We start from the raw sequence: 11,982 nt of genomic DNA on the forward strand, positions 1-11,982 counted from the left end.
CAATGAAAAAAATCACAATTACCGATCTGATCACTTGGAAGCAGCAAGGACAGAAATTTGCGTCCTTGACTGCCTATGATGCGAGCTTTGCTCAATTGTTTGAGCAGCAGGATGTGCCTGTTTTATTGGTTGGCGATTCGTTAGGCATGGTGCTGCAAGGTAAAAGCGATACCTTGTCGGTATCGGTTGACGAGCTGGCGTACCACACCCGCTGTGTCCGAGCAGGGAGTCCAAATAGTTTGCTAATGGCCGACATGCCATTTATGAGCTGTGCCACCCCTGAGCAAGCCTGCACCAATGCCGCAGCATTGATCAAAGCGGGCGCCAATATGGTCAAAGTCGAGGGCGGATCATGGTTGGTTGATACGGTGAAAATGCTCACCGAGCGTGCCGTGCCGGTTTGTGCGCACTTAGGTCTTACCCCGCAATCGGTGAATATCTTTGGTGGCTTTAAAGTACAAGGCCGTGAGGAAGAAAAAGCCGAGCAAATGGTAGCCGATGCGGTCGCGCTAGAAAAAGCCGGCGCGCAGATCATTGTGCTGGAATGCGTTCCCGCTTCACTGGCCAAGCGCATTACTGAAACCGTGTCTGTGCCTGTGATTGGGATTGGCGCGGGCGGTGACACAGATGGTCAAATTTTGGTCATGCATGATATGCTCGGCGTATCGGCAAATTACATGCCTAAGTTCTCGAAAAACTACTTGGCAGAGACCGGTGATGCGCGTGCGGCAGTGGCTAAGTATGTGCAAGAAGTGGCGAGTGGCGAATTTCCCGGTTCCGCCCACACGTTTAAATAGAGAGACCGAGTATGCAGGTAATTTCTGAGGTGGCGCCACTGCGCGATCACATTAATCAGTGGCAAAAAGCGGCCAAGCGCATCGCCTTTGTGCCGACCATGGGGAATCTCCATCAAGGGCATTTAACCTTGGTGCGCAAAGCCCGGGAGCAAGGCGATGTGGTGGTGGTCAGCATTTTTGTTAATCCGATGCAATTTGATCGCGCGGACGACTTAACCAACTACCCGCGTACATTGGATGATGATTTGACCAAGTTGCGTGAGGAGGGCGTGGAGTTGGTGTTTACACCAACGGCCGATACCCTCTATCCACACGGATTGGATGCACATACTAGAGTTGAGGTGCCAGGACTTTCAACTATGTTAGAAGGGGCATCGCGCCCCGGTCATTTCCGTGGTGTCGCCACTGTGGTGAGCAAACTCTTTAATTTGGTGCAGCCGGCGGTGGCCTGTTTTGGCGAAAAAGACTTTCAGCAATTGGCGGTGATCCGCAAATTGGTGGCAGACATGGCTATGCCGATTGAAATTATTGGTGTGCCTACCGTGCGTGAAAGTGATGGGTTGGCGATGAGCTCTCGTAATAACAACCTAACCGTCGATGAGCGTCAACGTGCACCAGTGCTGGCGAAAACCATGCGCTGGATGAGTGCGCAAATGCGTAATGGGCGTCGTGATCTCGATGATCTGATTGAAGATGCTCACGATCAACTGCGTGCGGCGGGGTTACAGCCTGATGAATTTTATATTCGTGACGCCACGTCTCTTGCGCAATTGCATGAAAACAGCCGACAAGCGGTGATTCTCGTCGCCGCCTATCTTGGTACGACACGCCTTATTGATAACCTGACGGTGGAGCTGCATCGAGCCGTCGAGAAAGCGGACAAAGCTGATCCTAGTGGCGATTAATGTGTCGTCGCTTAGCCGTCAGCGTCCATAAAATACGAAATCCGGGTGCGCGGCTTCAGGTATTCTTTTACCGCGTCTGGCAGTTTAGAGATAGGCACAGCCGTGTCTATCTCTAGCTCACTGTCACGCATGTCAATGATGGTGGCTTGATCGGAAGGAATATCCGGATCATAAATCATCACATTGGGTTTAAGCAGGGCAGAGCTGTTCACCGAGATAATCATGCCGAGATCGTCATTCGACAACTTTACCACCGTTCCTGGCGGATAAACGCCCATCATCTTGACAAATAGTGCCAACAGACGCGGGTTGAATTTGGCTTTATTGTCTTTAAAAAGATGAGACAAGGCGGCAAAAGGCATCCGTGCGGATGCGCCAAACTGAGGACGACATAAGCGGTCAAAAAAGTTCACCATACTGACAATCTGCGCCGCTTCGTCGATGTCATCGCCCAATAGGCCTTTGGGGAAGCCACTGCCGTTAGCAAACTCGTGATGCTGGGCAATGATGGTTTCGACCTCAGGGGTACACTCTTCCATTTCTGCTACTAGCTCCGCCCCATAATTAACATGTTGACGGTAGTAATTCATTTCCGGCTCTGTCAGTCGCTCCTTTTTTCGCACGATGGCCGACGGCACCTTCTTGGTACCGATATCATGCAGCACTGCGCCGGTGATCAGCGAGCGAAGCTGGTCATTGTCGTACCCGTTACTGCGTGCCAACATCAGCGCGAGAACGGCCACATTCAGTGAGTGTGCATACATGTCTTCTGCCAAACTCGGATCGTCCATCAGGTGCAGGGTGACATTCGACTCGCTACCAAAGACCATCATGCTATCGACGAGCATGCGGACATCCTCGTTCGCCGCTTGAGGACGGTTGGCCGCTTTCATATTGATCGCCCGCAGTTGTGCCATTGAACGTTGATAGTGCTTCTGCACTTTTTGAATGCGTGCGCGAAAGCGGCGTTGCTCTTCTATTCGCTGTTGTTTTTCCTGCTCCATCGCCGCTTTTTCTCGGCTGACTGCATGTGGATCGACTTCATCCGGGTTTTCTTTTTTTTCTGTCAGCGCGGGTAAGGGGACCGTTGTACTTTTATCTGGGTAGTAGTAGACAAAGCTTGTTGGGAGCGAGCGTATTACCTTCGCTTGTGCCTCGCTTTCTATTTGAAAACGATTAAGCATAAACGGATGATCGCGCCATTTTAGCGGCAGTTTGATATAAAGACCGGCTTGAAGTCGCTCTGTTGAGAGTTTAATGCTACTGGCTGACATGCGTTAATGACACTCGATCCATGAGGTAAAAGACAAGAATAACCGCCAACAGACTACCATAAACAGGCGCTGTTGAGTAAAAAGCCTAATCGCTATCGCACTGAACGAAAATTGACTTAAAGGGTAGCAAAAAGTGTCAGAGTAGTGGGGATTCGCTGTCGCAGTAAGGTGCGGCCTGCAAGGTGCGGCCTGCAAGGTGCGGCCTGCAAGGTCACCGACACGTGTCGGCATAAAAAAATCCCCACTCGTTTGAGCAGGGATTTTTCTTAAATATGGTGCCCGGAGGCGGAATAGATCGCGGGCTGCAAGGTCACCGACACGGTGTCGGCATAAAAAAATCCCCACTCGTTTGAGCAGGGATTTTTTAAATATGGTGCCCGGAGGCGGCACCATCAGCCTTTTAATGGCGTGGCCTGTAGGCGAATGATCGTGATTTTGTTGTGAATTTCTACCGCTCTTGCCGCGATAGTTTGCAAGCCTTGATCGTTGCCTGTATCGGCAATAGTAACCAGCCCCCTCGTTAAGACAATCCCTCCTGAATAGTCATCAAGTTTTTGACCACGATTGGACTGTTACATTTCAAATCGCCCACCTCATCACCACAGCCTGCTGCACGATTTTGCCCAATACACCAAAAAATTTCTGAACTTAACCGGCTTCTGAGGACAGTAAGTTTGTAGATAGTACAGATGCACTGGAGGGCTTGCTGATGGTTCTCTCACGTAGAAAACAATGTCTGCTTCATAAAGAGGCCGGGATGATTCAAACCTGGCTGGATCGCTTCGATCCGCCATACTCTGGTGGCGACCGCCGCGTCAGAGTTCATGCGAGTGGAGGGTTCCTTGTTGTCGAGAATCTGCCCTTACCTGATGGCTATGCGCCTGATTACCTGGACGTGTTGCTGTTGACCGAACAGTTCCCGGACCTGCCACCGATCGGGCTTTATATGCTGAACAAGGGGAATGAACTGCTAACGGCACAGATCGCGCGGCGTCTGAACGTGTTTAACAATAAAGCGTTCCACGAAGCCAAGGCTATTCCGGGTTATACCTGGGCCTGTCTCATCTACAAGGACAACAGTTGGCGATACAACTTCTCCAAGGCCAATAGCGGCGACAACCTGACCAAGTTTTTGGAAGTTTTCTACGCTCTTTTGAAAAAGGAGGTGGCATGAAAACGGTCATCCGCTTCTCAGAGAAAGTGTGGTCTCGCATCCGTGACCATCATATACAACCGGGTAAGCGATGCGAAACCTTGAGCTACGTGTTTGCCCGCACTACGAAAGCCTACGATTCGACGACCATCCTGGTCGCCCATGATGCGCCGGTCTTATTGCTGGATGAAGATTGCTTTGAAAAGCGATCTGCCTCATCTGTGCATTTAAAGAAAGCCGTTCTCGATCAAATCCTGTTTCAGTTTGCTGGGACCGATTTTAATACGCTGATTAATATTCATGACCACTGGTTCGATTCGGAGAATACAGCCTTTTCAAGAATCGATGATACAGACGACCAGCGCTTCGACCAGTACCTGCGTGATCACTTCGAGCCCATGTTGCGGGAGCAATCTTCGTTTTCCGTAGACAGACCCATCTTCAATGTTTCGATGGTTATCTGTGATGGCGGCGCGAGTGCTCGTTTGGTGAATACTTGTAAGAGCGACTTTTTCCAGCCACTGGACATTCAGGTCATCGGAGATCAGTTCCATTGTTTTCCTGTTTCGGCAGGCTGGTCATCCGCTGACGATACACCGGAATGGTTAAACCGCCATCGAGATTTTATTGAGCCAAAACAGCAGCACTGGCTAGGTCTTTCAGAGGTGCTGTTGGTCGGAGCCGGAGGGCTGGGGGCGATCCTTGCCGAAAGCCTGGCCCGTTTAGGTATCGGGGCCTTGATCATTGTCGATCCGGATCTGTTGGACGATTCGAATCTCAATCGCTTTCAGGGGGGCTGCCCGAGCGACGTCGGACAACAGAAAGTTCGGATTCTGGCGAGGCGTCTGAAAGCGATGTTCCCGGAGTTAAAGCTCAGCATTCACGCCTTGCCCGTGCAGGATGAGGTACTTGAAGACATCTTTTCAAGAGCTGATTTTCTGATCGGCGGATTGGATGACGATGTGACCCGCTACTATCTGAACGCGGCATCCGTGCAGTACATGCTCCCATACTTCGATGGCGGCGTCTCAGTGGAGACCCGGCCGATGGTTGATTTTCGCAGCCGGTTATCAGTGGTCTTGCCAGGCACTTCGGCCTGCTTACAATGCAGTGGTGTTGATGTACTGGACTGGGCCGCTATCGATGAAGCCTACGCCCACCCGGCCACGCGCTCGATCAAGCAGTCTGCGGGTTATGTGGTGGATCGTCCGGAAATCGCAGCCCCCAGTGTCTATGGACTGAATATGGCGTGTAGCGCCGCACTCATGCAAGAGTTTACAAATTATCTTTGTGGGTGGCGCCCGGTGACCACGAATAGCCTGACCGAGTGGCGAACCAATCGGCATGATCGGGCGGATCGCGAGACCTATCCCTCCTGGCCCTCAGAAGATTGCCCCAACTGTGGCTTCCGTAGCGGGCTGGGGGGCGAAGAGTGTTTGCCCCGCCCGCTGCCTCAATCAGAGTTGGCACCGTCTATTGAACATTTCCTGAATAATTTCTGAATTGGCGAGCTTTTGAAGGACATAGTATTTAGACAACGCAAAAAGTGACCGAAAATCAGCAAGAGGACTGAACCATGGCAAATCCAAAACCGATCGTGATTGATGGTGAGATTAAGACTGTTAGCGCTGATAGTAAGATCTCGGACCTGGCCCCTGAAGCCAGTTCGGTGATCACGTCCGATGGTCGCCTTTTGAGTGGAAAACAGCTCCAGCAGGCTCCGCTTCCGGACGGCTTTAGTAGCGTTCACAGCGGCGTTGAGAAAGGAGGTTTCTAATGACAGGCACACTGATACTAATCAGCCTGTCCATTCTGCGTGGCGGATTGCGCGCTCTGGCCTGGCTGTGCTTTCTGATTCTGTACTTGATTCCCATTCGCTTCGGAAAGCGGAGAGCCACCCAGGGGCGTTGGTTGGTTAACCGGCGGGATCGGGAGAGCGGCGTGGTCTTAATGGGCGATTTGATTGAGAATATCAGAGATTCTGCAATCCGATTTTTTCGACGGGCACCGGATAACGCCATGTTGGTGCGACATTGGGGCGCGGACAGTTATATAACCCCGGGGAGTGCTTCAGGGCGCCGAAGTTCAAGGAGTCAGTGCAATGAAACAGGCGAACCTTAGAAAACTGGATCTCGATAAAATCGGGAAACAGATTAAAAACAGAGCGAAGTTACGGCTTTATCAGACAGGACTGGGGACCACACTGCTTGAAGAAACTGTTCAGCATGTTATCGAGATAATCATTCGAGAGACCACGGAAAAAAATATCTTGGACAACGATGCTATCCAGTCTAAAGACGCCTGGATTACCACGATAATCAACAGAAAGGTGGACCGGTTTACTACACAAGCAAAGAGGCGCGATCGCGCTCTTCAGAGTGAGGTGAAGTCCGGAAATGAAGAGAGCAACGAGCCTGTGCCACTGCTTGATAGTATTGCGGGGTCTGTTACGACTGAGTCGGAAGTCTTTATCAAACAGATAATTGATCAACTCCAGAGCACTCTCTTTCCCACCTGTCTGGCCAACTTCAGCAACGAAAAAATCAGAGAACGGGTTCAAACACTCTACGTGGAAGTGATTCTTGAAGGCCGGCGTCAGCAGGATGTAGCAAAGGATCTTGGTATCGGAGAAAACACCGCCTCGGAGCAGCTTAATCAATTAATTGCCTGCATGAAATATAAGATGATCGAGAGAAACATGCTCGGCAATGCACAAAAAGTCCCTGAATCATACGAGCAAGCCATAAAGCACCTGGCTCAACTGGCCAATCGTGAAGACGCGGAGTTGGCATCTATCATGGAACACATGCGGTTTATTGAACCCTTATGTTGTGCGTTGGTTTGCAGGCTCAACGCGCTGGACCTGGCGACTGTGAAGCAACGTCACTATCGCTGGAAATCCAAGGCGACGTTGCAGGCCTGGTTCACGTTTCTGGATGACATTCATTTGTGGGCTGACAAACAGCTGGAGCAGAACAAACGCTATCTGTTGGCCTACATGAAATACCTGTTTGAGCACAAGAGCGGGAGCATTGAGTCTTTCGAATCTGCAAAGCGGAGAAATCTCCTATGAACATGCAAACCAAGGTTGAAAAAGCCAATCTCATTTATGCGCTAACCGTAGCGGCAGCCCATGCTGATCTGGACAAGGTGCTTGCCGAAGCCAGGGCTCATGGCGTGGAAGATATGATCACTCGGGAGCGATGCATAGAAAGAGCATCTGAGATTGGGGATGAAGCCCTCGCTGCTGAACTGGCTAATCGGGAATGGCCTTCCACTTCAACCACCGAAGGTCGGGCTAACCGGTTGCTGGATGTATGCGCCAAAATTGATGACATGGTGGCATTTGATCATGACGAAATCAGCAGCCCAATGCAGGGACTGTTTGATGGCGGCTCTGTTTTGGGGTTGCGGCAAGCCCCTTATTTGAGAACGAGTGACACCGAGTTGTTACTGATGCTAAACTTTACGGATAGCACCGTGGCCAACTCGCTGATTAATTCTGACCTGACGGTGTTTGTATTGGGGGGTGAAGTCGAGGCAGCGACACCTCCTCTCTCAGGTTCTGTATGCGAGATCGCTATTCCTCTGCAACAGACTGTTCGAAATCGGGGCATCGACGCATGGGAGCTTAGCGTCGGTGTGATTGAAGGCGATTGCAGCTCGCAACTTGTTTTGCTGATCAGTGAAGCCGTGACCAAAAACACAAATACGATAATGTCTGGCTCTGACAATTCGCAAAGCGAAGTATTTGAGATGACTGCCCTGGCGGCGGCAGACGATGGCGATACCGCGTCCCGCAGCTACAGCCCGGTCTTGGCGAATCCTTCCGAGTGGACCTTTAGTTGCCACCCGGTTGCCGGTAGCTCAGCTTGCTATCTGGAATTCCAGGCAGCCGACGAGGTAATTGATCGTTTCACAGGAAGAAAAGTGACAGTTTTTATTGATGATATGCCCCCGATAGAACTCGGGGTTGTAGATGAAACGGGGTTCATTGCCCGGAAGCTTGATCGGTTCCCGAACCTCAAAGAAAACCTGAAACTCGAAATCAGCAACGCATAGGACGCATATGAGCTCTGCCGGATACCTCCTCATGGACGAACACACGGGCACAGGGATGTGCCGATTTCCCGCCTCTCTGGACGTCATCCTGAAAAAGGAAGTAACCGAGTTTCATCCAGATAAATATCTCGCTCGCGCCCAGGGTTTCGCGCCGCCTGACCTCTTACGTTCGGTGCAGCAAGGGCTGCGCATGGCGGCAGAGCTTTTGTTCCGCGAGTGGCATTGCCGCCAACTGATGGGGGTGCAGATTGATCTGGGGCTCAATGAAGGCGAGTGTGGCGCGTTTAATGGACGAAGCGCCGACTTGGCGTTTGCCCTTGGCGTCATGGCTGAAATCAGAGGGTTGGATCAACCCATGGCAGCCACCGGCGTGCTGCTGGATAGCGGTCTTGTCGGCCGGGTGTCGGGGGTAGTGCAAAAGCTCAAGGCAGCGGCAGATTGCCTGCCTCCGGGTAGCTCGCTGTTTTATCCCGGTGACAACCATAGGGAGTTGGAAGAGGAGCAGCGAACCAGTCTTCAGGAGCTGCGGGAGCGAGGCTTCACGCTGGTGCCCGTGGACAGCCTTGAAGAGGTCGCACTGGAGTTGGGAATACCGGTACAGGGCGTCTAGCGGTCTGAACCTTACAAAGGTTTGGGCCGTTTTGACGTTATCGACAAAGGCATTTTTTTTGGACGGGACGGTGACAGCAAGCGAGCCGTCAATAAGCTACATTCCCGGGCTGAAGAGAGCTGCCCAGGGTTGATGATTCTCTCCGAGAGCGGCGTCGGGAAAAGCAGCTTCGTTCGTGCAGGTATTCTTGCCTCCTTGCATAGCGAGCCAGGCCGGCAATATGTGTCGCTGGTTTTTGACGAGCGATTAGTCGACGCTGTCGACGAGCGAGAGTTCTGTGGGCGAATTGTCGAAGCGATGGGTCCGGAAATACGCGAGCAGGCTCCGGAATCTCCGCCAGATACGTTAGAGGCAGTGGCTGACTGGATTCTTGAGTTGGACCTTCCCCGCCAACCGGTACTGGTTTTTGACCAGTTTGAACAACTGTTTGCCGGTAACCACACCCCTGATCTTGTCGTTCGTTTTGCTCACCTGTTGTTGCGCCTTCAGAAGGCTGGAGTCTGGATTATTGCGTGTATGCGCAGTGAATTTTATCCAGATTATGCAGGGGTTAAAGATGAACATGGCAATGCTCTTCTGCTCGCCGTGTTTGGTGATTCCCCTGCTGGTGTGAGTGGTCTTTTTGATTTAAAACCACTCAGTTCGGAGTTGCTGCGCAGTGTAATCCAGGGCCCTGCCAGTCTCGCGAGAGTGAGTTTTGGGTTCAGCAACGAAGGCGCGAATCTGGTTGATCGCATTGTTGCCGATGTAGGGCAGCATACGGATGTTCTCCCGTTATTAGAGTTTTTGCTTGAACGGCTATACCAACAGAGAGATCCGGAAACGGGAACCATTGCTTATGAAGCCTATGAACAGATAGGTGGGCTTTCTGGTGCTTTGGAGCAAGCGGCGGAGGAGGCTCTGGAAAACCATTCTATAGATAAAACCAAACGGGTTATTAGGGCGTTGGCTAGGTCGAGTGCTGACAGTCGTGGCCTTATCACCGCTGCAACCGTTGATATTACCGATTTACCAGAGGACACCGAAGAGTACGAGCTAATCCGCGCTCTAGACAGTGCAAGGCTGGTTTCGATCGGATACTGCGACCAGAGCACACGGCTTTATTTGCGCTTTGTTCACGAAGCTCTGTTGCGGGACTGGCCGAGAGCAGCCGAACTGTTTGCAGATCCCGACACATTAGAGTTGATGCGCGCGAGAGATTATCTGCAGGGCAAGGCAATTGAGTGGGTTGAATGTGGTCGCGCTTTGAGCAGCTTGCCTTTCCACAAGGAGGAAGTGAGAAAGATTCTGGATCTAAGGGACGCTTTAGGGCCTTTGGAAGTGACGCCAGAGCTTTCAGATTATTGCGATGCCATTGATCGTGAATTTCGAAAGAAAAAAAGGTTTTCTTCTTATAAAGCCACAGCTGCTTTTGTTATTTTGACCGTGTTGGTGGTTTCTGGTAGTGGCTGGGCTGGGGATTATATAGCAAAAATAAAGGCAAACTATGAACAAAGAATTTCTGAGGTTAAAGATCAGAATGAAGAAAAGCTTGAGCAATATGAGAAGCATCGTGTTGAACAGAATGAAAGATTAATATCAGAGGCGAGAAGTGTAAATGCTGACAAAGGGACGTCCAGGGCTGACGTTTACCTGCAACAGCTAAAGTTTGGCCTCAGACCTGTACGTTACGAGAAAACTGACAATGGCTTTATCTTCGAAGGGGAGAGTTTTATTATGGAAAACTCCCTTTTTTGGAATAATTTCGACCTTATAAACTTGATCGTGGACAGTGAGTTGATTGATTTCGAGGAGAAGTCATCTTTTTTGAGAAAATTGGGGAAAATGAATGATGATCAAATTGATCAGTTATATAATCTTCTATATAAAGAGCTTGAAAAATCATTTGAGATCGGCTGGAGAGAAACCAAAAAAGAGATAAATTCTATTCTCGATAATTCACAACAATTAAGATTAAGCTTTGTTGATGTGATGCTTGTTTTTGCTGATGACTCAGTTAAGTTTGGTGAGTTTTCAAAGAGTAAAAGCATAGACTTTCACAAAAAAATTGAAGCAAGGTTGAGAGATGTTGCAAGAGATTCGCACGAATGGTTTGATGCATACCAAAAGGTTTTTTTTAAGCTTTATAGTATGTCTGACTCTGTTGAAGAGTTAGTGCTCGCCAAAGAATATATTCGTGTACTGATTGATGCATACCAGAAAGGTTTTATTTCTGAATATGAGGCTTCCAGTCAAGTCGTTGAGTTTTCATGGAGAGCAATAAATGTAGGAGATTCTTCATTATCAAGGACCTTTAGCAGGCAATGGTTGGAAATTAAGCCTGACGATCTTAATGTTAACTCAAAATTAGCCCACGCACTTGCGATACAAGGAAAGGAGTTGGCGTACAAGATATACATCGTAAATTATGGCGCAAATGTAGAAAACTATTCGGCTGAAGCATATAGATGGGAAGATGTAGTGCTCGATGATTTTGAGAAGTTAGCATCCTCAGGGTTAAGTATTCCAATGTTTGATCGTGTAAAAGCTGCATTTTCAGAAATTGAAGCAATGGAGAAAAGTGGCCAACTTTAACCTCAAGAGAACAGTAAAAGATGGTTTTTTTCAGTAATGCCACTATGAATATATGATCGATTTTTAGGTTTCCGATTTTGAGAAACCAATCTAATCACTATGGAGGTGTGGATTGAAATCAGTCAATGAAAAATGGAATGAATGTCAGAGCGGAGTCTGCCCAGTCTGTGAGAGAGTAACAAATCAAACCATTAATGCGGAAGAGGGCCAGGTTTTACGATATTGTCCGAGTTGTGGAGGGGCGTGGAGCCTATGTGAAGTAAAAGAAAGATTCTTTGTCTTGAAGCCAGTTATTAGTATTTTTGATCCGTGCAAGCTCTGTGGTGAACCAGATCCTAATCCCGGTAATGGTCATTATATTGTTGTCGACCCAAGCAACTCTTTTCGCAATAGCTAATTTGTGGAAGGTTGGCCCGGGTTACGGTTCCGTAAATTCGATTTGATTCTTTATTCAAATATTACAATGTCGCTTTTTGTGATTACTTTATATTATATGGTGTAAAAAATTAACAAAGATGGAGGAAATAAATGAGGAAACTGTTTTTGGTTGTGGTTGGGTCTCCTGAATTCAGATAATAAGTGCAACACTCATGGTTAAACTGGCGAG

At 49.4% G+C, this 11,982-nt stretch carries 10 protein-coding genes; 9 read left to right on the forward strand and 1 reads right to left on the reverse strand.

The window, feature by feature from the left end; translation table 11 throughout:
- The first annotated feature begins 2 nt into the window (after positions 1–2).
- Together panB and panC are read left to right on the forward strand one after the other, a co-directional pair.
- Entirely contained in the window at positions 3–797 is a 795-nt protein-coding gene (gene panB, locus C7A19_RS07505) for a 3-methyl-2-oxobutanoate hydroxymethyltransferase (RefSeq protein WP_069363398.1), read from the forward strand.
- 11 nt (positions 798–808) lie between these two features.
- Positions 809–1,702, forward strand: a complete 894-nt coding sequence (gene panC, locus C7A19_RS07510; RefSeq protein WP_069363399.1) for a pantoate--beta-alanine ligase — start codon at positions 809–811, stop codon at positions 1,700–1,702.
- 11 nt (positions 1,703–1,713) lie between these two features.
- Here panC and C7A19_RS07515 read toward each other — a convergent pair whose 3' ends face one another.
- On the reverse strand, positions 1,714–2,976 hold the full coding sequence (locus C7A19_RS07515; protein WP_069363400.1) for an HD domain-containing phosphohydrolase: 1,263 nt from the start codon (positions 2,974–2,976) through the stop codon (positions 1,714–1,716).
- 757 nt (positions 2,977–3,733) lie between these two features.
- Between C7A19_RS07515 and C7A19_RS07520 the strand changes: the two genes are divergently transcribed.
- From C7A19_RS07520 to C7A19_RS07555, 7 genes are all read left to right on the forward strand, one after another.
- Positions 3,734–4,150 (forward strand): hypothetical protein, encoded by a 417-nt coding sequence (locus tag C7A19_RS07520; RefSeq protein ID WP_116644599.1) that lies wholly within the window; start codon positions 3,734–3,736, stop codon positions 4,148–4,150.
- Positions 4,147–5,631 (forward strand): ThiF family adenylyltransferase, encoded by a 1,485-nt coding sequence (locus C7A19_RS07525; protein ID WP_116644600.1) that lies wholly within the window; start codon positions 4,147–4,149, stop codon positions 5,629–5,631. Before C7A19_RS07520 ends, C7A19_RS07525 begins: the two co-directional genes overlap by 4 nt.
- 74 nt (positions 5,632–5,705) lie before the next feature.
- Positions 5,706–5,906: a hypothetical protein gene (locus tag C7A19_RS07530; protein WP_116644601.1), complete on the forward strand. Its 201-nt coding sequence runs from the start codon at positions 5,706–5,708 to the stop codon at positions 5,904–5,906.
- A 324-nt stretch (positions 5,907–6,230) separates the two neighbouring features.
- Complete coding sequence (locus tag C7A19_RS07540; protein WP_116644603.1) at positions 6,231–7,202, forward strand: hypothetical protein; 972 nt, start codon at positions 6,231–6,233, stop codon at positions 7,200–7,202.
- Positions 7,199–8,191, forward strand: coding sequence for a hypothetical protein (locus tag C7A19_RS07545; RefSeq protein WP_116644604.1), 993 nt, complete (start codon positions 7,199–7,201; stop codon positions 8,189–8,191). The genes C7A19_RS07540 and C7A19_RS07545 overlap by 4 nt, the downstream gene beginning before the upstream one ends.
- A 31-nt stretch (positions 8,192–8,222) precedes the next feature.
- Complete coding sequence (locus C7A19_RS07550; protein WP_155522554.1) at positions 8,223–8,801, forward strand: hypothetical protein; 579 nt, start codon at positions 8,223–8,225, stop codon at positions 8,799–8,801.
- A gap of 21 nt (positions 8,802–8,822) precedes the next feature.
- A complete protein-coding gene (locus C7A19_RS07555; RefSeq protein WP_116644606.1) occupies positions 8,823–11,375 on the forward strand; it encodes an ATP-binding protein in 2,553 nt (850 codons plus the stop codon).
- Positions 11,376–11,982: the final 607 nt, after the last annotated feature.

Source organism: Salinivibrio sp. HTSP, from assembly GCF_003390965.1.
In the GTDB taxonomy this organism is placed as follows: Bacteria; Pseudomonadota; Gammaproteobacteria; order Enterobacterales; family Vibrionaceae; genus Salinivibrio; species Salinivibrio kushneri.